This is a genomic window from Pseudomonas sp. FG43 (genome assembly GCF_057809175.1).
In genome coordinates, this window is sequence record NZ_JBMDJL010000012.1 from 141,795 (window position 1) to 164,661 (window position 22,867).

Below are 22,867 nucleotides of genomic sequence, written 5' to 3' on the forward strand. Positions count from 1 at the left end.
AGGGGATTCACCCGATCATGAAGAAATCATGATCGGGTGACAGAACACTTACAGGTCGCCGTAACCCAACGAACGCAAGGCGCGCTCATCATCGGACCAGCCACCCTTGACCTTGACCCACAGGTTGAGCATGACCTTGGAGTCGAACAGCAACTCCATGTCGCGACGTGCATCGCTGCCAATACGCTTGATCCGCTCACCCTTGTCGCCAATGATGATTTTCTTCTGGCCGTCACGTTCGACAAGAATCAGGGCATGGATATGCAGGGTGCGGCCCTGCTGCTTGAACTCTTCGATTTCGACGGTGATCTGGTATGGAAGCTCGGCACCCAGCTGGCGCATGATTTTCTCGCGAACCAGTTCGGCAGCCAGGAAACGACTGCTGCGGTCGGTAATCTGGTCTTCCGGGAAGAAATGATCGTTTTCCGGCAGATGGGAAGCGATCAGGCCTTCCAGCGCATCGAGGTTATGCCCGTGCTGCGCGGAAATCGGCACGATGGACGCATTGGGCAACTGGCCTTGCAGCCATTCCAGATGCGGCATCAGATCGCTCTTGTCTTCGATGCGATCGGTCTTGTTGATCGCCAGGATGACAGGACCTTGTACGTACTGGACGCGCTCGAGCACCATCTGATCCTCTTCAGTCCAGCGGGTGCGGTCAACCACGAAGATCACGACATCGACGTCTTTCAACGCAGCCGAAGCGGTCTTGTTCATGTATCGGTTGAGCGCTTTCTCGCCGTTCTTGTGCATACCGGGGGTATCGACATAGATCGCCTGCACGGCGCCCTCGGTCTTGATACCCAGCATGTTGTGACGAGTGGTCTGCGGCTTGCGCGAGGTGATTGCCAGTTTCTGGCCCAGAATGTGGTTGAGCAGCGTTGACTTGCCTACGTTGGGGCGGCCGACGATGGCAACATAGCCACAGCGAGTTGCAGTTGTATCAGTCATGACCGTTCTCCACGCCCAGGGCAATGAGTGCTGCGGCCGCGGCTACCTGTTCGGCAATGCGACGGCTGACACCCTGGCCTCGACTCTTTTCATTCAATAAGGTGATCTCGCATTCGACGAAAAACGTCCGGCAATGCGGTTCGCCCTGGATATCCACCACTTCGTAACGCGGCAATTCACAGGCACGGGACTGGAGGAATTCCTGCAGTCGGGTTTTAGGGTCTTTATTGGTGTCGACCAGGGTCAGGCTGTCGAACTCGTTGGTCAGCCATGCCAGGACACGCTCACGCGCAACCTCCATGCCCGAATCGAGATAGATCGCACCGATCAAGGCTTCAAGGGCATCGGCAAGAATCGACTCGCGACGGAAGCCGCCACTCTTCAACTCACCGGACCCCAGGCGCAGGTACTCGCCCAGATCGAAACCACGGGCCAGCAGTGCGAGGGTTTCCCCTTTCACCAGGCGTGCGCGCAAACGCGACAACTGGCCTTCGCGGGCCTGAGGGAAGCGCTCGAACAAGGCTTCACCGGCCACGAAATTGAGGATCGCATCACCGAGAAACTCCAGACGCTCATTGTTGCGGCCAGCAAAACTGCGGTGAGTCAGGGCCAGGATCATCAGTTCCTGATCCTTGAAGGTATAGCCGAGCTGACGCTCCAGGCGGCTCAAGGATACGCTCACAGTTTACCCACGCTGAATTGCTGGTCGAACTTCATCACCAGATCGATATTCTGGATCAACGGCTCACGCTGTTCATATTTCAAATGGGCACTGAACTTGTTGTTCTGCACCGTCACCTTTAAAGCCTTGTTCAAATCCACATCCCGAATATTGTTGACCTGCATGTTTTTACCGACATAACTGTAAAAATCGTCGACCGTGGTGATATCCAGGGCCTGATTGCTCTCGACCGTCTCGATGATTTTCTTCATCGACATGTAGTCAAGGTAGTGCGGGATCAGCTTGAAAGCCGTGCTCGTCACAAATGCGACAAACGCCAGCGCAACCAGCCATCCCACGAACGACAAACCTTTCTGAGAAGCGGAGAACGTCATGCTTCGACCTCGACCTCAAGAATAGCCCGCTCACGCAACCGACATGATTTATCGGTCAGAAACGTTTCGGGCCAGCCCAAATGAGATACGGCGCTGTTCTAGCAGCGCCGCATTGATTACTTGATCAACCCTACACGTGAAAAGTTAGGGAAATGACTGAGTTTGGGCTCCGGCCAGCTCATCCAGACAGCAAAGGCCTTGCCGACGATGTTCTTGTCCGGGACCATGCCCAGTTCATTCTTGGGAATATTCGGATCGTCCCAGTAACGGCTGTCATTGGAGTTGTCGCGGTTGTCACCCATCATGAAGTAATGCTCGGCCGGCACGGTCCACTCGCTGTCAGGCGGTGCGCGATAGCGGCTCATCTCCTGGCGGATCTGGTGCTCGACATCGCCAAGCAGCTCTTCGTACAGCTCAGCGCTGCCCAGAGTACCTGGCTCACTGCCGATCAGCTTCTTGGCAACCAGCTCACCATTGACGAACAGACGCTTGTCACTGGTGTAACGGATGTGGTCGCCCGGCAACCCGACTACACGCTTGATGTAGTTGACGCTAGGGTCGCTCGGGTAGCGAAACACCATGACATCGCCACGCTTCGGATCGCCGATCTGGATCACTTTCTGATCCAGCACCGGCAGGCGGATGCCATAGGAGAACTTGTTGACCAGGATGAAATCACCCACCTCCAGTGTCGGTTTCATGGAGCCCGAAGGAATCTGGAAGGGTTCGACCAGAAACGAACGGAGCACCAGAACGATAAACAGCACCGGAAAGAACGATTTGCCGTATTCGACCAGCAAAGGCTCTTTGTTCAATTGCTCAACAACCGCGATGTCCGGCTGACTGACACTGCTCTGGTAGGTCGAAATGGCCGCCCGGCGACGAGGCGCCAGGAAAACCAGATCGATCAGTGCGAGCACGCCACAGACAAAGACTGCGATGACCAACAACAGCGGGAAATTTAGTGACATAGGACCTGACTATTCCAACCTGAGCACTGCAAGGAAAGCTTCCTGTGGAATCTCCACGTTGCCGACCTGCTTCATGCGTTTCTTACCGGCCTTTTGCTTCTCAAGCAGCTTGCGCTTACGGCTTACGTCGCCGCCATAACATTTGGCCAGTACGTTCTTTCTAAGTGCCTTGACGGTTGTACGCGCCACAATCTGCCCGCCAATGGCGGCCTGGATTGCCACATCGAACATCTGCCGCGGAATCAGCTCTTTCATTTTCTCGGTCAACGCACGCCCTTTGTAGTGCGCGTTGTCACGGTGCACGATCAACGCCAGTGCGTCGACCTTCTCGCCGTTGATCAACACATCGAGCTTGACCAGATTGGCTGACTGGTAACGATCGAAATGATAATCCAGAGAAGCATAACCACGGCTGACAGACTTGAGACGATCGAAGAAGTCCAGAACCACTTCGTTCATAGGCAAGTCATAGCTCACCTGAACCTGGGTCCCCAGGAACAACATGTCGTGCTGCACGCCACGCTTCTCGATGCACAGCGTAATGACGTTGCCCAGGTGCTCCTGAGGCACAAGAATATTGGCCCGCACGATTGGCTCGCGCATATCCTCGATAGAGGACAGGTCAGGAAGCTTCGACGGGTTGTCGACGTAAATCGTTTCGCCGCTCTTGAGCAACAGCTCAAAGATTACCGTTGGTGCAGTGGTAATCAGGTCCAGATCGTATTCGCGCTCCAGACGCTCCTGGATGATCTCCATGTGGAGCATGCCCAGGAAGCCGCAACGGAAGCCGAAGCCCAGTGCATCGGAGCTTTCCGGCAGGTACTGCAGCGAAGAGTCGTTGAGCGTCAGCTTTTGCAGCGCTTCACGGAAATCCTCGAAATCGTCCGAACTGACCGGAAACAGGCCAGCGTAAACCTGCGGCTGGATGCGTTTGAAGCCCGGCAGCACGTCTACATCGGGTGTGGAACTCAGGGTCAGGGTGTCACCGACCGGCGCACCATGAATGTCCTTGATGCCCGCAATGATGAAACCTACTTCACCGGCTTTCAGGTCAACGGTTGCAGTGTGCTTGGGGTTGAACACGCCGACGCTGTCGACCAGATGCACCTTGCCGGTGGACTTGACGAGGATCTTGTCACCCTTCTTGACGCGGCCATGACGCACGCGCACCAGGGAGACAACGCCCAGGTAGTTGTCGAACCACGAGTCGATGATCAACGCCTGCAGCGGATCTTCGATGTTGCCCTCAGGCGCAGGAATGGTAGCGACAAGACGCTCCAGCACCTCGTCGACACCCATGCCGCTCTTGGCGCTGCATGCCACCGCATCGGTAGCATCGATGCCGATGATCTTCTCGATCTCTTCCTTGACGCGGTCTGGATCGGCCTGCGGCAAGTCCATCTTGTTCAGGACCGGCATGACCTCAAGGCCCTGCTCGATAGCGGTGTAGCAGTTGGCAACCGACTGCGCCTCGACACCCTGACCGGCATCGACAACCAGCAACGCGCCTTCACAGGCAGCCAGGGAACGGCTGACTTCATAGGTGAAGTCCACGTGGCCCGGAGTGTCGATGAAGTTCAGTTGGTAGGTCTTACCGTCTTTGGCCTTGTAGTACAGGGTAACGCTGTGGGCCTTGATGGTGATCCCGCGCTCGCGCTCAAGATCCATGGAGTCGAGGACCTGCGCTTCCATTTCGCGCTCGGACAAGCCACCGCACATTTGAATGAAGCGGTCGGCCAGCGTCGACTTGCCATGGTCAATGTGGGCGATGATGGAGAAATTGCGGATATGACTCAAATCACTCACGGATCAACACTCAAAAAGGTTGCAGGCAGATTACCCGCCGAAAAATAGCCGGGAATTGTACCTGAAGGAAGCAAGAGGCGTCACGTCTGGAGGCATACAGATCAATATCCACCCGGCAGGCAACCACAAAAAAGGGCGGTTTCTACCGCCCTTTTTCGTCAAATCTGCCGATTACTCAGCCAATTTGAAGGTAATGAAACTTGCTCGCCCCTGACGCAGAACGCGCATGGAGACGGAACGATCCTTGGGAAGACTCTTGGCGACCTCGGTAAATTGCTTCGCCGAAACGATGGCCTGATTGTTCAGGTGAGTGATCACGTCACCCGCCTGCAGACCGATCAAGGCAGCAGGACCACCCTGAACCTCCTTGATGACCACTCCACCCTTGAGGTCGAAGCTTTTCTTCTGCTCGGCGGTCAGCTCTATCACCGAAACCCCAAGGCGGTTGCTGCTGCGCTCGGCAGCAGAACCCGAAGAGCCCATTTCCTGACCTTCGTCCGGCAGCGCTCCGACGGTGACCGTCAGATTCTGACGTTTGCCATCACGGATCACTTCAAGCTCGGCCTTGCTGCCGTCCTTGAGATTGCCGATCAGGTGAGGAAGGTCGGCGGACATGACAATCGGCTGGCCGTTGGCGCTGAGGATTACATCACCGACCTGCAAGCCACCCTTGGCAGCCGGGCCATCTTCAAGCACCTGGGCAACCAGGGCGCCAGCAGGCTTGTCCAGACCGAAAGACTCGGCCAGGTCCTTGTTGACCTCCTGAATCACAACGCCCAGCCAACCGCGGTTGACCTTGCCATTGGTCTTGAGCTGATTGGCGACATCCATGGCCACGTCGATCGGAATCGCGAACGACAGCCCCATGAAACCGCCGGAGCGGGTAAAGATCTGCGAGTTGATACCAACCACTTCACCAGCCATGTTGAACAGCGGACCACCCGAGTTACCCGGGTTGATCGCTACGTCGGTCTGGATGAACGGTACATAAGTATCGTTCGGCAGGCTGCGGCCTTTGGCGCTGACGATGCCCTTGGTAACCGAATGGTCAAAACCGAACGGCGAACCGATAGCCAGTACCCACTCGCCTACTTTCAGCTTGTTGGAATTACCCAGCTTGGCGGTAGGCAGGTTCTTGCCATCGATCTTCAGAACGGCAACGTCGGTACGCGGATCGGTACCGACCAGCTTGGCCTTCAACTCACTGCGATCGGAGAGACGCACAATGATCTCATCGGCGCCATCAATCACGTGGTTATTGGTAAGGACGTAGCCGTCACCGGAAATAATGAACCCCGACCCCAGCGACTGCGCTTCGCGCTGACGATCGCCCTTTCCGGGGGCACGAGATCCAGGCGGCATGCTGCGCTCGAGAAACTCGCGAAGCATGGGTGGCAGGCCTTCCATATCAGGAACCTGAGCGGCCATTGCACGATCAGGCATTTTCTGGCGGGTACTGATATTCACTACCGCAGGCGATGCCTGCTCAACCAGCACAGTGAAATCCGGCAAATCCTCGGCCTGAGCCACAGCGACCTGGCCGAGCATCATCATGGCGGCAATCAGTGAAACATAAGATTTCAAGCGTGGTATCGACATACGGCTCCCGTTAACAACGAGCAAAGTTAAGCAGTACAGAGCGACTGACTCAAAGACCCCATGCGCCGCATTCGGATGCGGCGCTATCCTTGGGTCAGCTTTTTGGCCCCACAAACGACAAAGGCCAGAGCTGCAAGGCTGTGACCTATAGAAAAAAACGAGATTTTTTGCAACTTGCAAACCTCACCAAACATTTCAGTATCTCTGCCAAAGGCCAGGTTAACTGCGGTCTGGCGGCTTATCGGGCCCAAGATGAAACCTTTTACACATCCCGGGCACTGACCTCGTTTCCAGAGCTACTTATCCAGAACTACTTGTTGCTGGCCTGCACATCGGCACTGCGCATCGACAAGGCTACATGCTCGGCAGTCCCCATAGGGATCTCGCCAACCACAGTCACCATGACGACGCCCTTGGGCGTGGTAAGCCTGCGGGACACGGCAACGGTAGGCCCCAACTGGGTACGAATATCCGTACTGGTGCCGTCACTCACCGACTCAATGAATACCGAAAAACGTGCAAGACCATCGCCATACATCAGGCTGGTGACCAACGCCTTCGACGCCGGATCCTTGCGCGATGAACTGCTGCTGAGCTCAAAGCCAGGCGGCAGCCACTCGGAACGCCACGCAACAGGCGCGCTCGCAGGTTCGGCCTTGGCCTTGGCGACACTCACCGGCTTGCAGTCGGAACTTGGTTGCAGCGACTCGGCAGAAGGAGCGACGGTATCGAGTTCGGTGAACTGGAAGCGCTCCAGCAACTGACCTTTTTCGCTCAACAGGAGCGATTTCAGAGGCAGACCGGTCTCGTTATCCACATGCAGTTCGATGCCGTATCGGTGCTGATCCTTGGGCGTCATCGCCACAATGGTAGCCGCCCGACCCGCAACCCTGGACTTGCCGACAATGGTCATGTCGTACCAGGCCGAGAGCTTTTTGGTATCGAATACACGTGCTGTCGAATCGGAAGGGTTGGCAACGCCCGACACCAGTGTGCCACTGACACATTGGGTCAAGCCGTCAACGCGAGAGACCTCCTGAGCAGAACCATCAAGCTGGAGCAGCCGCTCGCGAACCTTACCGTCGGCAACGCTGTGCCAGATACGGTGAGTGGAGAAGCTGCCATTACGTTCGTAAACGAAAGTACCTTGATAGCTCTGCTGCTGATTGGCCTGCGCAAGACGCTTGAACATGTCTTGCGCATCATCTGCATGCGCGGGAAGGACAAGCCATCCACCAAGCAAAAGCGGTAATAGAGGGACGGCTCGCATGATCCTCCTTAACGGTTTTCCAGGCTGGCAGCACGTGCGTATGGCAGCGCGCTTTCAGTACCCTTCAACGCTGCTTCCTGAGCGTGTTGACGCAGATAACCTGGCAGACGCTGATCGCCTTCACCGGCTTGCCCCTGCAAGACACCATTGGCCATCGGGCCTGTGGCTTGCTCGGTGCTTTCAGTGTAACCGGCCAGTACTGCCGGGCCTTTTACTTGCGGTACAGACAGATTGGCAGGCTGTTGAACCTGCTGGGCCAACTGGGCACCTGCAATCTCGTCCTGATTGTAGAGACGAACACCAGCCAGAACGGCAACAGTCACCGAAGCGGCAACGGCCAGACGGCCAAGAGTGCGCCACGGACCGCGAGCGGCCTTGAGCGGGCTGACTTCATCGGCGATTGCGGCAGACACGGCAGCCGAAATATCCAGATGAGGCATCAACAACTCTTTATGCATGGCAGCACGTGCAACCTGATAACGCGACCACGTTGCACGTGTCTCGGCGTCGTCAATGGCATTCAGTACCCGACGTAATTCCAACTCATCCGCTTCGTTATCCATCACTGCGGACAGCGATTCCTGCAGGGCTTCACGACTCATGGCGGTTTCCTCTCTTGGCTATCGCCGCTGTCTCAGGATTCCTGCAACAACGGCTGCAGGGCTTTATCGATGGCTTCCCGAGCGCGGAAGATCCGGGAGCGCACGGTACCAACAGGACATTGCATGACGCTCGCAATGTCTTCGTAACTCAGACCATCGAATTCACGCAAAGTTAGTGCAGTGCGCAAATCTTCCGGGAGAAGCTGGATGGTCCGATGGACTGTGCCCTCGATCTCATCCCTCAACAATGCACGTTCCGGCGATTCGATGTCCTTGAGGCCATGATCGCCATCGTAGAACTCCGCATCTTCAGACCTTACATCGCTATCTGGCGGTCGCCGACCGCGCGACACCAAATAGTTTTTCGCCGTGTTGATGGCGATGCGGTACAGCCATGTATAGAAGGCGCTGTCACCGCGAAAGTTTCCAAGCGCACGGTAGGCCTTGATAAAGGCTTCCTGTGCAACATCCTGAGCCTCATGGGTGTCGTGCACAAATCGCACGATCAACCCTAGAATCTTGTGCTGATACTTCAGCACCAACAGATCAAATGCTCGCGTGTCACCGCGCTGAACGCGCTCGACAAGCTGCTGATCCTCTTCCTGGGTTAGCATGAACACTCCTCGTTGAGCCTGGAGGGGTGTTGCATCAGCCATCGTTCAGGCTTGCAAACATAGACTCGGGCTTTTCGCAAAAGTTCTCCCCTTCCAAGCAAGTTTCCTGCGGGTACTCATTTGACCCGCACGAAAAACGCAGCTCGAACAAGTCGGCTGCGTGAATAGTCTTGTCGGCGGCTGCGCTGTCGATGATGGGTCGACCTCGCGCAAGCCGTCGCTGTCCTTTACAGGCAACCCGCTATTGAGCCTGGGCCTCATTAAAAAGTTCCCTGGATCAAAACACAGGTGCAAGACACATACTGCTACCTTTGCGACCAAATCAATCCGGTGATTGACCACCGGCTACCGGCTCGACGGAAAACGGTATGCATGACGTCAGGGACTGGCGCACAATCCAGCCCCGCACTGGTCTCACAATGCCATGAAAGCGAGGCTATTGTGCCGATACCCCCTTACTTATACTAGGGCCTGATGCCGTTTCAGCACGAACTGTATTGCTGCGCAAAATTCAGCCTGCCCGGCCGTGTAAAAAGCCGTGTTGAAACCACAGAACCTGATGGCCGCCAAAGGCAGAATTCATACATGAGTCAACATTTTCAGCACGATGTACTGGTGATTGGCAGCGGTGCGGCGGGATTGAGTCTGGCGCTGACCCTTCCCGGACATTTGCGCATCGCGGTCCTGAGCAAGGGCGACCTGTCCAACGGTTCGACATTCTGGGCCCAGGGCGGCGTTGCTGCCGTACTCGATGACACCGACACCGTAGAGTCTCATGTCGAAGACACACTCAATGCCGGTGGCGGTCTCTGCAATGAAGAAGCGGTACGTTTCACGGTAGAACACAGCCGTGAGTCGATCCAGTGGCTGATCGATCAGGGCGTTCCGTTCACTCGCGGCGATCATTCGGACACCGAAGAAAGCAGTTTCGAATTCCACCTGACCCGCGAAGGCGGCCACAGCCATCGCCGGATCATCCATGCGGCCGACGCTACCGGAGCCGCCATTTTCAAGACGCTGTTCGAGCAGGCCAGCAAACGTCCGAATATCGAACTGCTGGATCAGCGCGCCGCCATCGACCTGATCACTGAACGACGCCTGGGCCTGACAGGCCAGCGCTGCCTCGGCGCTTATGTGCTCAACCGCAAGACGGGGGAAGTCGACACCTATGGTGCCCGCTTTACCATCCTGGCCTCGGGCGGTGCGGCGAAGGTTTACCTCTATACCAGCAACCCCGACGGTGCCTGTGGTGACGGCATCGCCATGGCCTGGCGCTCCGGTTGCCGGGTCGCGAATCTGGAATTCAACCAGTTTCACCCAACCTGCCTCTATCACCCACAAGCCAAGAGCTTCCTGATTACTGAAGCGCTGCGTGGCGAGGGAGCCTATCTCAAGCTGCCCAACGGCGAGCGCTTCATGCCGCGCTTCGATGAACGTGCCGAACTGGCTCCCCGCGACATAGTCGCCCGCGCCATCGACCACGAAATGAAGCGTCTGGGTGTCGATTGCGTCTATCTGGACATCAGCCACAAGCCTGAATCCTTCATCAAGACTCACTTCCCGACCGTCTACGAGCGCTGCCTGGAATTCTCCATCGACATCACCAGACAGCCAATCCCGGTGGTGCCAGCCGCGCATTACACCTGCGGCGGCGTGATGGTCGACAGCAAGGGCCGCACCGATGTGCCCGGCCTGTACGCCATCGGCGAAACCAGCTTTACCGGGTTGCACGGTGCCAATCGCATGGCCAGCAACTCACTGCTTGAGTGCTTTGTCTACGCACGCTCTGCGGCCGCGGACATCGAGGCGCAACTGGCCGAGATTCAGATGCCGGACAACCTGCCCGCCTGGGATGCCAGCCAGGTGACCGACTCCGATGAAGACGTAATCATTGCGCACAACTGGGACGAACTGCGGCGTTTCATGTGGGACTACGTCGGGATCGTGCGCACCAACAAGCGCTTGCAGCGCGCCCAGCACCGGGTACGCCTGCTGCTTGATGAAATCGATGAGTTCTACAGCAACTATAAAGTCAGCCGCGACCTGATCGAGTTGCGCAATCTGGCACAAGTGGCCGAACTGATGATCCGCTCGGCAATGGAGCGCAAAGAAAGCCGCGGCCTTCATTACACGCTGGATTATCCGAACATGCTGCCCGAGGCACTGGACACTATTCTGGTACCGCCCACCTATGCGGGCTGAATTTCAGACGTACGCGCAGGCGTCGGTGAGTATCCGGCGTCAGCGCATCGCGGGGAATGCAGATACTTTTAATGTAGCGCCCGGCTCGCCCCTCTTTTACGGGACGAAAGCGCAAGATGACGACCCATGGCAGGGCCAGGCTGTCACGACAGAGCTGCACGGGCTGCCAGCCGCCCTGCTCACTCCACAACTGCCAGCCCTTGCGATCACGCCGCAAGGCGGTGACTGCCGAGCGGCGAGCAAGCAGGATCGACCCGGGAACGACCCAAAAACCATGGGCCAGACAAAACAGGACGCCGAGCACAGAAGCCCAGCCTGGGATATCGAGCCAATACAGGGCAAAGAGCGCCAGTAGCTGGATACTCAGATACCCGACCAATAGCAGGCGCGAGGCCTGCCAGTGGCACTCGAAACGATCACTTGGGCTGGACACGGTCCAGAATCATGCGAACCATGCGCTGTAACTCGGGATCTTCGGATTCGGCACGCTGCATGAACCAGCCGAACATGTCCTGATCCTCACAAGTGAGCAGGCGACGATAAAGCTCACGATCTTCTTCATTCAAATCCGGGTAGACTTCCCGGACAAACGGCACCAGCAGCACGTCCAGTTCAAGCATGCCGCGGCGGCTGTGCCAATAAAGGCGGTTGAGTTCGACGTCTTCGACCATGGAGCGCTCCTCAAAGTAGGTCGCGAGTATACAGGTGCGAGACGTTTGAGCGAATTGCCCAATGGTCGCAGCAGTTTTCATATACCCATATTCACGACTCGGCACTATGATGTGCCCCAGACTTTTCCTCTTGCGATGACCATGGCCCACTCAGCTTTCTTCAGCACGCTATCCCATGAGGGCATTCTTGCCGTTCGCGGCGTGGATGCCAGCAAATTCCTGCAGGGTCAGTTGACCTGCAACCTCAACTACCTGAACGACAGCAAATCCAGCCTGGGTGCCCGCTGCACTCAAAAAGGCCGTATGCAGTCGAGCTTCCGCATCGTGCTCGAAGGCGATGGCTGCCTGCTGGCAATGGCCAGCGAGCTGATCGAGCCGCAATTGCTGGACCTGAAAAAATACGCAGTCTTCTCCAAGTCCAAGCTGACCGACGAGAGCGCAGCGTGGGTGCGATTCGGCCTTCAGGATGGTGACGGCGCCCTGGTCAGCCTCGGGCTCGACCTGCCTCAGGACACCGACGCACTGGTGCGCGCCAACAATCTGATTGCCATCCGCACTTCTCCTGCCCGCGCCGAACTCTGGGTTCGTGCCGAACAGGCAGAGGATGTGAAATCACGACTAGCTGCCCAACTGCCCGAAGGCCCGCTCAATGACTGGCTTCTGGGCCAGATCCGCGCCGGCATCGGCCAGGTAGTAGGTAGCACTCGCGAAGAATTCATCCCGCAGATGATCAATCTGCAGGCGGTCGGCGGCGTCAGCTTCAAGAAAGGTTGCTACACCGGCCAGGAAATCGTGGCCCGCATGCAGTATCTTGGCAAACTCAAGCGCAGGCTTTATCGCCTTACGCTGGAGGCCAGCGAACTTCCCGAACCCGGTACGTCGCTGTTCTCTCCCGTACACAACAGCGCCGTGGGCAATGTCGTTATCGCAGCCAACGCCGAGCAAGGCATCGAGTTGCTGGCGGTATTGCAAGCCGATGCCGCGGAAAGCGGCAACCTTCATCTCGGCTCGCCAGACGGACCAACCCTGCAATTGAGCGAACTGCCCTACACCCTGGACAGCAAGCTCGAAACCCAGCGTTAAGCCGTTACGGCGAACACCCGCACGTTACAACTGTCACAAAAGCTATCTGGCCTCCTGACGCTTACCCGGCGTCCAGGCGGCCTGAACACCCCCAACGGCTGCGAGATGCAACATGAGCAAGATGGCTGACGAGGTGCAGAGAAACCTGATCAAGGCAATCGATAGAGATGCCTTGTTTCTGCCTACCCTGCCAGAGGTAGCCCTGAAAATTCGCCTGGCTGCCGAAAACACCGAAATAAGCATTGCCGAACTGAGCAAAGTCATCGGCAGTGACACCGCACTGTCCGCACGACTGATCAAGGTTGCCAACAGCCCGTTGCTGCGCGCCAACTTTGAAGTCAGCGACGTAAACACCGCCATCCGCCGCCTGGGCGTCAATTACACCTGCAACCTGGCCATCGGCCTTGTTGTCGAGCAGATGTTTCACGCCAAGTCGGAAGTCATCGAACACAAGATGCGGGAAATCTGGAAGCAGAGCCTGCAAGTGGCCGGGATCAGCTATACCCTGTGTCACCGGCACACCAACCTGAAGCCGGATCAGGCCACGCTCGCCGGGCTGATCCACCTCATCGGCATCCTGCCGATCCTGACGTACGCCGAAGACCACTTCGATCTGCTGTCCGACCCGATCAGCCTCAACCATGTGATCGACAACATTCACCCGATCATCGGCGAACGCCTGCTGCGATCATGGGATTTCCCGGAGCCGCTGGCGGCAGTGCCGGCGCAGTTCCAGGATTTCACACGGGTGTCCAGAAGTGCCGATTACATCGATCTGGTACAAGTCGCGACCATCCACATCCACAAGAACACCACTCACCCCTTCAGCCAGATCGACATTGTCGACCTGCCAGCCTTTCATCAATTACGGCTGAATGTGGCCGGTGGGCTGCTGAGTGCTGAAATGGACGAAGCGATGGGTATGCTTTACTGAAAGGCAGCAAAACTGACTCGCACTTTCAAACCACGCTGCGCCCCGTCATGCAGAGATATCTGCGCCAGGTGGGCGCGGCAGATCTCACCGACGATCGCCAGCCCCAACCCGGAACCGCTACCCTGTTGATTGCGGCGGTAGAAACGCTCGAAGACCCGCTCGCGGTCTTCCTCTGGAATACCCGAACCATCGTCCTCGACTTCCAGAATGCAGGGTCCATAAACCCGCAACACAACGTTGCCGCCCACCGGGGTATGCGCCAGAGCATTGTCGATCAGGTTGCTCAGCAACTCGTTGAGCAACGTCGGCTCGCCACGCAGCCAGACCGGCTCATCAGCCTCAAGCGCCAGCGCAACGCCACGGGAATGAGCCAGTGGCGCCATGGCCATGCCCAGTTCACGGGCCAACTGGCTCAGATCCAGCTTCTGCACGCCACCTTCGGCAATCGCGCGGGCTCCGTTCTCGATGCGCGCCAGTGACAACAACTGGTTGGCCAGAGACGTCAACCGATCCGTCCCTTGGGCTGCGGCCTCAAGGGTTGAACGCCACTGCTGAGGATCGGAATCACGCAAACCAAGCTCGACCCGCGCCTTGAGCGCAGCCAGTGGCGTGCGCAATTCATGGGCGGCATCGGCAATGAACTGCGCCTGACGCTCAAACTGCAAACGCAGGCGCTCAGTGAAGTGGTTGAGCGCATTCACCAGCGGGCGCAGTTCACGCTGCACCTCAACCATAGGCAGAGCGCGCAAGTCATCGGGCTGTCGCTCCTCCACGGCAGTACGCAGTCGCTCCAGCGGACGCAATGTGGAGCTGACCGTGATCCAGACCAGCAACAAGGCGCCGCCGCCCAGCATCCCCAGACGCAGCAAAGTGTCCGCCATCAGGCTGCGGGCCATACGCACCCTCGCCTCCTGGGTTTCAGCCACACGAATTTCCGCCATACCGTTCATGCCGGGTTCGCTGACCGGTTTGAGCAGGCTGACCACCCGCACATCCTGGCCCAGGTAAACGCCGTTGTAGAACTTGGCGAGTGCCGGGTAATCGTCGGTACGCAAGGTTCCTGAAGGCGGGGAAGGCAGGTTTTCATAGCCGGAAATCAACGTCTTGTTGATGTCGTTGACCAGGTAATAGATACGCCCTTCGCTGTCATAGGCAAAGGTATCCAGCGCCACATAAGGCACATCGGCGCTCAGCGTGCCGTCGCGCTGGGTCAACCCGGCAGCGATGGTCCGCGCCGAAGCCAGCAGAGTACGGTCATAGGCCGTGTCGGCCACTTCGCGTCCATTCCAGTAGGCGCTCATGCCGCTGGCCAGCATCAACACAATCAGCAGTAATGCCAGGTTCCATAACAGTCGCCAGCGCAGGCTGTCGTTATGCATCGCGGTTTTCCAGCAGATAACCCAGGCCACGGAAAGTCACGATGGCAATGGGATGACCATCGAGCTTCTTGCGCAGGCGATGGACGTAGATTTCGATGGCATCCGGGCTGGCTTCTTCATCAAGGCCGAAAACCTGCGCTGCCAGTTGTTCCTTGCTCATGACCCGACCCGGCCGGGCAATCAGCGCCTCAAGCACGGCTTGCTCACGGGAGGTCAGGTTCAGCAAGTCACTGCCCAGAGTGAAACGTCTCGTATCCAGGTCATAGGCCAGCACACCACAACGCTGCTGCCGCTCACCGCCCAGCACACTGCGACGCAGCAGCGCCTTGACCCGCGCCTCCAGCTCAGAAAGCTCGAACGGCTTGGCCAGATAATCGTCGGCCCCCAGATTGAGCCCGTGGACCCGATCCTTGACATCGCTACGCGCTGTCAGCATCAGCACCGGCAGGTTCTTGCCCCGCGCCCGCAAACGCCCCAGCACTTCAAAACCATCCAGGCGCGGCAGCCCTACATCAAGGATCGCCACCGCATATTGCTCACTGCTCAAGGCCAGATCGGCCGCAACGCCATCGTGCAACACATCAACGTTCAAACCTGCGTTCTTGAGCGCCTGGGCGATACTTTCAGCCAATTGCAGATGGTCTTCGACGAGAAGAACACGCATCGCCGTCTCCTGAATCATGAATGTTGTAATGAAGGCACGAAGGCGGAGTGTACAGGCGTGCCACAACCTGTGAAGCATTGAAACAACTAGAGGCTATTGAATACACCTCTCAAAGATAGTTGAAAGGTTTGTGAAAGGTTCGCCATTTAGCATCGCGATACGGCCGCAGAAATGGGCACGTAAATAAAGGCGCCTGGATGCGTCTGTAAAATAAAAACAATAAATGGAGTCAACCATGTCCAAGCCATCCCTGGCTTTGCACCTCGTCTATTGCGTCGAGCCCTCGACCGTTCCGTTCTTGCTCAGCAAATCCATTTCCCGCTTGCGATGCGCTCATTTGCGTCGACGATAAACCGTGCGTGCGACAGAAATCGTACTGAACAGCTTCTTCTATCCAAAAACAAAAAACGTTTCAGGAGACTGACCATGATTCGATCCTTGCGTCATTTGAGCCTGGCGGCCGGCTGCATGCTGGTTGCTACACAATTGTTCGCCGCGGAGCCCAAGCGTCCGGAATGCATTGCACCGGCCTCGCCCGGAGGCGGTTTCGACCTGACCTGCAAGCTGATCCAGAGCGCACTGATCAACGAAAAGATCCTGACCACCCCAATGCGCGTGACGTACATGCCTGGTGGTGTCGGCGCAGTGGCCTACAACGCAGTGGTTGCGCAACGACCAGCCGATGCCGGGACACTGGTGGCGTGGTCCAGCGGTTCTTTGCTCAACCTGGCACAAGGCAAGTTCGGCCGTTTCGATGAAAATGCCGTGCGCTGGCTAGCCGCAGTGGGCACCAGCTACGGCGCCATCGCAGTCAAGAGCGATTCGCCTTACAAGAACCTCGACGACCTGGTCCAGGCTCTGAAGACCGACCCAAGCAAAGTGGTGATCGGCTCCGGCGGCACCGTCGGCAGCCAGGACTGGATGCAGACCGCACTGATCGCAAAAGCCGCTGGCATCAACCCGCGCGCCCTGCGCTATGTCGCCCTCGAAGGCGGCGGTGAAATCGCAACCGCCCTGCTCGGCGGCCACATTCAGGTGGGCAGTACCGATATCTCCGACTCCATGCCACACATCCTGAGCGGTGACATGCGTCTGCTGGCGGTATTCGCCGAGAAGCGCATCGACGAGCCGGAAATGAATGACATTCCAACCGCCAAGGAACAGGGGTACGACATCGTCTGGCCTGTGGTCCGTGGTTTCTATGTCGGCCCAAAAGTCAGCGACGAAGCCTACGATTGGTGGAAAACTTCGTTCGACAAGATCCTGGCGTCGGAAGACTTCGCCAAATTGCGCGACCAGCGCGAGCTGTTCCCCTTCGCCATGACCGGTGCGGAGCTGGACACCTACGTCAAGAAACAAGTCGCGGACTACAAGATGCTGGCCAAGGAGTTCGGCCTGATTCAGTGATTGAACTCAATTGACTGACGATCCGTTGCGCCTGCCCGGCAGGCGCGACGCAGGAGTTTTCCATGGTCTTGCAACGCATTTTTGCTGCCGTACTGCTACTGGTATGCGCAGGTCTGACACTGATGGCCTGGCCTTACCAGGCACCCTTTTCCTATGAACCTGTAGGCCCGAGAGCCTTTCCTCTGCTGATGCTGGGGCTGATGGGGCTGGCTCTGCTGTACATGCTGATCCGCCCGACACCCATCGTTCACTCAGAAGATGAACCGCCTCTGGATCGTGAAACCCTGATCAAGATCGGCATCTGCATCGCGCTGTTGCTGGTTTTCGCCGGCCTGTTCGAGCCCCTGGGTTTCATCCTCAGCAGCATCCTGATCGGCATCCCCATGGCACGCCTGTATGGCGGGCGCTGGGTTCCGAGCATCGCGGTAGTGATCCTGATGAGCGTCGGCCTTTACCTGTTGTTCGATAAAGCCATGGACGTTCCCTTGCCTTTGGGCCTGCTCAGCGTTCTGGAGAATTGATATGGATACTTTCAGCTATCTGGGCCAGGGATTTGGTGTTGCCCTTACCCCTTACAATCTGGTCACGGCACTTTCCGGCACCTTGATTGGCACCGTCGTCGGCCTGCTGCCGGGCCTTGGCCCGATCAACGGCGTCGCGCTGTTGATTCCCATCGCATTCGCACTGGGCCTGCCGCCTGAATCGGCACTGATTCTCCTGGCTGCGGTTTATCTGGGCTGTGAATACGGCGGGCGTATCAGCTCGATCCTGCTGAACATTCCCGGCGAAGCTTCGACTGTGATGACCACGCTGGATGGTTATCCGATGGCCCGTAAAGGGCTGGCGGGGGTCGCGCTGTCACTGTCGGCATGGAGTTCATTCATCGGGGCGTTCATCGCCACCTGCGGCATGGTGTTGTTTGCACCGCTACTGGCCAAATGGGCGATAGCCTTCGGCCCGGCGGAATACTTCGTGCTGATGGTCTTCGCCATTGTCTGCCTGGGCGGCATGGCGGGTGATCGACCGCTCAAGACCTTTATCGCTGCATTGATCGGTCTGTTCCTGTCAGCCGTCGGTATCGATGCAAACAGCGGCGTATACCGTTTTACCGGTGACAATATTCACCTGGCTGACGGTATTCAGTTCGTGGTGCTGGTGTTAGGCCTGTTTTCCATCAGCGAGATTCTGTTGCTGCTGGAGAAAACCCATCGTGGCCAGGAAGCCGTGAAAGCCACAGGGCGCATGCTGTTCAACTTCAAGGAAGCATCAGCGGTGTTCCTGGTGAACATCCGTTGCGGCCTGCTCGGTTTCGGTCTGGGCGTATTGCCGGGTGCCGGAGCAACGCTGGCCAGCGCCGTGGCTTACATGACTGAAAAACGCATTGCAGGCCCGAGCGGCAAGTTCGGCCAGGGCGACATGCGTGGCCTCGCGGCGCCTGAAACCGCCATCGGCGCAACCGCTTGTGGCGCGCTGGTGCCCATGCTGACCCTGGGTGTTCCGGGTTCCGGCACAACAGCAGTGATGATCGGCGCGCTGTCGCTGTACAACATCACGCCCGGCCCGATGCTGTTCCAGCAACAACCGGACATCGTCTGGGGCCTGATCGCTTCATTGTTCATAGCCAACATCATGCTGGTGATCCTCAATATCCCGATGATCCGCATCTTCACCCGCATCCTTGCCGTGCCGAACTGGGCACTGGTACCTGTGATCGCGATCATTACCGGGATTGGCGTCTATGCCGTGCATGCCACGACCTTCGACCTGTTCCTGATGGTCGGCATCGGTATCTTCGGCTATATCCTGCGCAAACTGGATTTCCCGCTGTCGCCGATTCTGCTCGGGTTCATTCTGGGTGGTTTGATGGAGCAGAACCTGCGTCGCGCCCTGTCAATTTCCAATGGCGCTCTGGAAATCCTGTGGGCCAGCCCGATCAGCATTGGTGTCTGGATCTTGACGATTTTCATGCTGCTGTTCCCGCTATACCGGATCTGGCGCAAGCGCTCCCGGCAGTCTCGCGCGCTGGCCGATGTCTGACCGGTCCTTTCGTAGCTGGTGGGGCACTCCGCTGGTCGGCCTGCTTGGCGGATACCTCGCCAGCCAGGTCGGCTGGCCTTTGCCATGGATGATCGGCTCGTTGCTGGCGATCATCCTGGTCCGCTGTCTGACACCCTGGCAACTGACGCAAATCCCCGGTGGACGCAAAGTCGGGCAACTGATCATCGGCATCGGGATTGGCCTGCACTTCACCCCGGTAGTCATCGAGCAAGTGCTGGATCATTTCGGCCTGATTGTGCTCGGGGCGCTGGTGACCAGTCTTTCCAGCGTGGTCAGCGTCTGGCTGATGCTGCGCACCGGGGAGGATCGTCCTACGGCATTTTTCTCAAGCATGCCGGGCGGCTCGGGGGAGATGGTCAATCTCGGCGCACGCAATGGTGCGATCCTCAGCAGTGTTGCGGCCGCTCAAAGCCTGCGGGTGCTGGCGGTGGTGCTGTGTGTACCGGCGATCTTCAAATACCTGCTGGGTGGCGGCACTCCAGCTCTGCATGCCACAACGGTGGACTGGCGATGGTTGCTGTTTCTGCTGCCCGCGGGCGCGGTACTGGCTTTTCTCTGGCAACGCCTCAAACAACCCAATCCCTGGCTATTCGGGCCTCTGCTGCTCAGTTCAGTGGTCAGTGTCGCCTGGGACTTGAAAATCGGACTGCCCAACGGCGGCAGCCAGCTTGGCCAACTGCTGATCGGCAGCGGCCTGGGCTGTCACTTCAATCGTGAGTTCTTCAGGCGGGCCCCGTCCTTTCTCGGGCGCACGCTGGTGGGGACGGCCCTGACCATGCTGATCGCAGCCCTCGCCGCACTGGGCCTGAGCGCCCTCACCCACCTGGATCTGCGCTCCCTGACCCTGGGCATGATGCCCGGCGGCATCGCAGAAATGAGCCTGACAGCCGAAGTGCTTCAGCTATCAGTTCCGCTAGTGACCGCGATGCAGGTCATGCGGCTGCTGTTTGTGATGTTTCTGGCAGAGCCGTTTTACAGGCGGTGGAATAGGAGATAGGAGCTGCAAGCTTTTGACTTGAAGCTTAAAGCTTGCGGCTTGAAGCTTGGCGTCTAAAGCCTCCAATCAATCGGCGCCAGCCCATTCTGCTCCAGATACTTGTTGGCGCGACCAAAATGTCCGTTACCCAGAAAGCCTTTATAAGCCGAGAGCGGCGACGGGTGAACCGACGTCAGCACCAGATGCTTGGTGGCGTCGACCAGTTTCTGCTTGCTCTGCGCATGGGAACCCCACAGCAGGAAGACCAGATTCGGCTGATGGGCGCTGACGACTTCGATGACCTTGTCGGTGAAATGCTGCCAGCCCTTGCCGGCATGAGAAGCCGCATTGGCCCGCTGCACGGTCAGGGTGGTATTGAGCATCAGAACACCCTGATCGGCCCAGGCTTGCAGGCAGCCGTGGTTGGGGATATCGATGTTCAAGTCGCGCTTCAACTCCTTGAAGATATTCACCAGCGAAGGCGGCGCAGGCACGCCGGGTTGTACCGAAAAGCACAAGCCATGGGCCTGACCGGGGCCGTGATACGGGTCCTGGCCGAGGATCACGACTTTCACCTGATCCAGCGGCGTCGAGTTGAGCGCATTGAAGATCAGCGGCCCCGGCGGATAGATTTCCTTGCCTTCGGCATGCTCCTGGCGCAGGAACTCACGCAGTTGCGCCATATAAGGTTTGTCGAACTCATCGCGCAGCGCCTGCTTCCAGCTGGGCTCAAGTTTGATGCGGTCATCGCTTGTCATGGTCATACCCGGTAAAAACACTGCGCGACACTAGGAAAGCTGGCTGCCAATGTCAAATGCGCAGCAGCAAACCAGCAGTTTCCTACACTTGATTGCAGATAGTCATTTGTAACTGCCTACACTGAATGACTCAACGTTCTGCAGTGCCAACGAGAGGGTCATGATGAATCTGCAATTCGAAGAGCTTCATGCACAAGATGGCGCCCGGATAGGTATCGCCAGTCTGGATGCCGAGAAATCGCTCAATGCCCTGTCGCTGCCGATGATCCTGGCCCTTCAGAATCAGCTCGGCGCATGGGCGGACGATCCGCAAATCGTGTGCGTGCTGCTGCGCGGCAACGGGCCGAAAGCATTTTGTGCCGGCGGAGAAGTCCGCTCGCTGGCCGAAGCCTGTCGTGAATCTCCCGGCACCGTGCCACCTCTTGCCGCCAGCTTCTTCGCCGCTGAATACCGTTTGGACTACAGCCTGCATACCTACCCGAAACCCTTGATCTGCTGGGGACACGGCTATGTGTTGGGTGGCGGCATGGGGTTATTGCAAGGCGCCAGTATTCGTATCGTTACTCCGAGCAGCCGCCTGGCAATGCCCGAGATTGGTATCGGTTTATATCCGGATGTGGGCGCCAGCTGGTTTCTGTCTCGCCTGCCCGGAAAGCTGGGCCTGTTTCTGGGGCTGACCGGCGCGCACATCAATGGCCGTGACGCGCTGGACCTGGACCTGGCTGACCGTTTCCTCCTCGACGAGCAGCAGAACGTGCTGATAGAAAGCCTGCTGCAACTGAACTGGCAGGAACAGACTGAAATACAGCTCAACAGCCTGCTCAAGGCCCTGCAACAGGAAGCCATCAGCCACTTGCCTGCCGCCCAGTGGCTGCCGCGTCGGCAACAGATCGATGAGTTGCTGGATGTCGGAAATCTATCCGGTGCCTGGAATGCCATCAGTCATCTGCAATATCAGGATGACGCGCTGCTGGCACGTTGCGCGAAAAACCTGCTGGAAGGCTGCCCGTTGACCGCTCATCTGATCTGGGAACAGATCCGTCGAGGCAAGTATCTGTCACTGGCCCAGGTGTTCCAGATGGAATACGCCATGAGCCTCAACTGTTGCAGTCATCCGGAATTCAATGAGGGTGTGCGTGCGCGCCTGATCGACAAGGATCACACGCCCCATTGGCACTGGCAGGATGTGGCGAGGATACCGAGAGCGGTGATAGATGCTCACTTTGCCAAAGCCTGGGAAGGCAGGCATCCGCTGGCGGATTTGTCGTAAATACTGGCCTCGTCGCGGGCAAGCCCCCTCCCACAAGAGGAGGGGGACATTGGCACCTGCCTATCAATAACGGCCATCACCCCGGCCGCGATCCCATGACCGGCCGCCTCCACGGTAGTCATTGCGATAGTCGTTACGGTAATTGTTCCGATAGCCATCATTGCCGCGGAACCGGTGATCACGCCATGCATGGCCCGGTGGCCGGCCAGGGTTGTAGTAGCGCGGTTGCGGTGGAGGACCGTAATAACGCGGTGGTGGCGGTGGTGCGTAATAACGCGGTGGCTGGCTGTAGTAATAGCGTGGCTGAGGCGCTACATAAATGCGCCGCTCCTGATAATAGGAAGAGCGGTAACCATTGTCATAAGCATACCCTCCAGCGACGACAGTCGTCGGTTGTGTGTACACCTCGGATTCGTAGTAACCAGGACCTGCATAGCAACCTGTCATGAACAGGGCCAGCAAAGCGATGAGCAAGGGTCTTCGATACATGGCGGCCTCCTTGGACCGCGATTGGGCACAACCAGCGACGCTGGTCGGCGTCTGCACATTGGCCAGCAGACGAATTATCTGACAGCAGAAAACCTTTCTAGTGCGGG

23 protein-coding genes are annotated in these 22,867 nt (G+C 57.7%); 8 read left to right on the forward strand and 15 right to left on the reverse strand.

All coding sequences use genetic code 11. From position 1 onward, the window contains the following. Positions 1–48: 48 nt before the first annotated feature. From era to rpoE, 9 genes are all read right to left on the reverse strand, one after another. Positions 49–951: a GTPase Era gene (gene era, locus ACODS3_RS15940; protein ID WP_201017403.1), complete on the reverse strand. Its 903-nt coding sequence runs from the start codon at positions 949–951 to the stop codon at positions 49–51. After that, on the reverse strand, positions 944–1,633 hold the full coding sequence (gene rnc, locus ACODS3_RS15945; protein WP_025261572.1) for a ribonuclease III: 690 nt from the start codon (positions 1,631–1,633) through the stop codon (positions 944–946). The genes era and rnc overlap by 8 nt, the downstream gene beginning before the upstream one ends. Beyond that, on the reverse strand, positions 1,630–2,007 hold the full coding sequence (locus ACODS3_RS15950; protein ID WP_201017404.1) for a DUF4845 domain-containing protein: 378 nt from the start codon (positions 2,005–2,007) through the stop codon (positions 1,630–1,632). Before ACODS3_RS15950 ends, rnc begins: the two co-directional genes overlap by 4 nt. A gap of 116 nt (positions 2,008–2,123) precedes the next feature. Then, positions 2,124–2,978, reverse strand: a complete 855-nt coding sequence (gene lepB / locus ACODS3_RS15955) for a signal peptidase I (protein WP_201017405.1) — start codon at positions 2,976–2,978, stop codon at positions 2,124–2,126. A gap of 9 nt (positions 2,979–2,987) precedes the next feature. Next, entirely contained in the window at positions 2,988–4,784 is a 1,797-nt protein-coding gene (lepA, locus tag ACODS3_RS15960) for a translation elongation factor 4 (protein ID WP_201000177.1), read from the reverse strand. 171 nt (positions 4,785–4,955) lie between these two features. After that, entirely contained in the window at positions 4,956–6,338 is a 1,383-nt protein-coding gene (locus ACODS3_RS15965; protein ID WP_236250157.1) for a DegQ family serine endoprotease, read from the reverse strand. 355 nt (positions 6,339–6,693) lie between these two features. Then, positions 6,694–7,653: a MucB/RseB C-terminal domain-containing protein gene (locus ACODS3_RS15970; protein ID WP_201000179.1), complete on the reverse strand. Its 960-nt coding sequence runs from the start codon at positions 7,651–7,653 to the stop codon at positions 6,694–6,696. Positions 7,654–7,661: 8 nt separating this feature from the next. Further along, complete coding sequence (locus tag ACODS3_RS15975) at positions 7,662–8,255, reverse strand: RseA family anti-sigma factor (protein WP_201000180.1); 594 nt, start codon at positions 8,253–8,255, stop codon at positions 7,662–7,664. Between the two features lie 32 nt (positions 8,256–8,287). Next, positions 8,288–8,869, reverse strand: a complete 582-nt coding sequence (gene rpoE / locus ACODS3_RS15980) for an RNA polymerase sigma factor RpoE/AlgU (RefSeq protein ID WP_002554912.1) — start codon at positions 8,867–8,869, stop codon at positions 8,288–8,290. Positions 8,870–9,454: 585 nt separating this feature from the next. Here rpoE and nadB point away from each other — a divergent pair. Then, positions 9,455–11,071 carry an L-aspartate oxidase gene (gene nadB / locus ACODS3_RS15985; protein ID WP_201000181.1) on the forward strand — a complete coding sequence of 539 codons (1,617 nt, stop codon included), beginning with the start codon at positions 9,455–9,457 and terminating at the stop codon, positions 11,069–11,071. Here the strand turns inward: nadB and ACODS3_RS15990 are convergent. Both ACODS3_RS15990 and ACODS3_RS15995 read right to left on the reverse strand, forming a co-directional pair. Further along, positions 11,040–11,504 carry a protein YgfX gene (locus tag ACODS3_RS15990; RefSeq protein WP_489035189.1) on the reverse strand — a complete coding sequence of 155 codons (465 nt, stop codon included), beginning with the start codon at positions 11,502–11,504 and terminating at the stop codon, positions 11,040–11,042. The two genes, nadB and ACODS3_RS15990, sit on opposite strands and share 32 nt — an antisense overlap. Beyond that, entirely contained in the window at positions 11,488–11,742 is a 255-nt protein-coding gene (locus ACODS3_RS15995; protein WP_201000183.1) for an FAD assembly factor SdhE, read from the reverse strand. The genes ACODS3_RS15990 and ACODS3_RS15995 overlap by 17 nt, the downstream gene beginning before the upstream one ends. 141 nt (positions 11,743–11,883) lie before the next feature. Between ACODS3_RS15995 and ygfZ the strand changes: the two genes are divergently transcribed. Next, positions 11,884–12,825 carry a CAF17-like 4Fe-4S cluster assembly/insertion protein YgfZ gene (gene ygfZ, locus ACODS3_RS16000; RefSeq protein WP_201017410.1) on the forward strand — a complete coding sequence of 314 codons (942 nt, stop codon included), beginning with the start codon at positions 11,884–11,886 and terminating at the stop codon, positions 12,823–12,825. Between the two features lie 112 nt (positions 12,826–12,937). Beyond that, on the forward strand, positions 12,938–13,759 hold the full coding sequence (locus ACODS3_RS16005; RefSeq protein WP_201017411.1) for an HDOD domain-containing protein: 822 nt from the start codon (positions 12,938–12,940) through the stop codon (positions 13,757–13,759). On the opposite strand, the gene ACODS3_RS16010 is transcribed toward ACODS3_RS16005, so the two are convergent. Next, positions 13,753–15,138, reverse strand: coding sequence for a sensor histidine kinase (locus ACODS3_RS16010; RefSeq protein WP_201017412.1), 1,386 nt, complete (start codon positions 15,136–15,138; stop codon positions 13,753–13,755). The two genes, ACODS3_RS16005 and ACODS3_RS16010, sit on opposite strands and share 7 nt — an antisense overlap. Beyond that, the gene (locus ACODS3_RS16015) at positions 15,131–15,802 is read right to left on the reverse strand and encodes a response regulator (protein WP_201000187.1); all 672 of its coding nucleotides are present in this window, start codon (positions 15,800–15,802) and stop codon (positions 15,131–15,133) included. The genes ACODS3_RS16010 and ACODS3_RS16015 overlap by 8 nt, the downstream gene beginning before the upstream one ends. Positions 15,803–16,228: 426 nt before the next feature. On the opposite strand from ACODS3_RS16015, the gene ACODS3_RS16020 reads away from it, so the two are divergent. The 4 genes from ACODS3_RS16020 (at position 16,229) to ACODS3_RS16035 (ending at position 20,264) form a co-directional block, all read left to right on the forward strand. Beyond that, positions 16,229–17,209, forward strand: a complete 981-nt coding sequence (locus ACODS3_RS16020) for a Bug family tripartite tricarboxylate transporter substrate binding protein (protein ID WP_489035193.1) — start codon at positions 16,229–16,231, stop codon at positions 17,207–17,209. Positions 17,210–17,271: 62 nt separating this feature from the next. Beyond that, positions 17,272–17,730, forward strand: a complete 459-nt coding sequence (locus tag ACODS3_RS16025; RefSeq protein ID WP_201000188.1) for a tripartite tricarboxylate transporter TctB family protein — start codon at positions 17,272–17,274, stop codon at positions 17,728–17,730. Position 17,731: 1 nt separating this feature from the next. After that, entirely contained in the window at positions 17,732–19,246 is a 1,515-nt protein-coding gene (locus tag ACODS3_RS16030) for a tripartite tricarboxylate transporter permease (RefSeq protein ID WP_489035195.1), read from the forward strand. Beyond that, positions 19,239–20,264, forward strand: coding sequence for an AbrB family transcriptional regulator (locus ACODS3_RS16035; protein WP_489035197.1), 1,026 nt, complete (start codon positions 19,239–19,241; stop codon positions 20,262–20,264). The genes ACODS3_RS16030 and ACODS3_RS16035 overlap by 8 nt, the downstream gene beginning before the upstream one ends. A 53-nt stretch (positions 20,265–20,317) precedes the next feature. On the opposite strand, the gene ung is transcribed toward ACODS3_RS16035, so the two are convergent. Then, positions 20,318–21,001 (reverse strand): uracil-DNA glycosylase, encoded by a 684-nt coding sequence (gene ung, locus ACODS3_RS16040; RefSeq protein ID WP_489035199.1) that lies wholly within the window; start codon positions 20,999–21,001, stop codon positions 20,318–20,320. 163 nt (positions 21,002–21,164) lie between these two features. Here ung and ACODS3_RS16045 point away from each other — a divergent pair, with 163 nt between their 5' ends. Further along, complete coding sequence (locus ACODS3_RS16045) at positions 21,165–22,271, forward strand: enoyl-CoA hydratase/isomerase family protein (RefSeq protein WP_489035228.1); 1,107 nt, start codon at positions 21,165–21,167, stop codon at positions 22,269–22,271. Between the two features lie 63 nt (positions 22,272–22,334). Here the strand turns inward: ACODS3_RS16045 and ACODS3_RS16050 are convergent, their stop codons facing one another. Further along, positions 22,335–22,676 carry a hypothetical protein gene (locus ACODS3_RS16050; protein WP_489035230.1) on the reverse strand — a complete coding sequence of 114 codons (342 nt, stop codon included), beginning with the start codon at positions 22,674–22,676 and terminating at the stop codon, positions 22,335–22,337. Between the last annotated feature and the right edge of the window lie 191 nt (positions 22,677–22,867).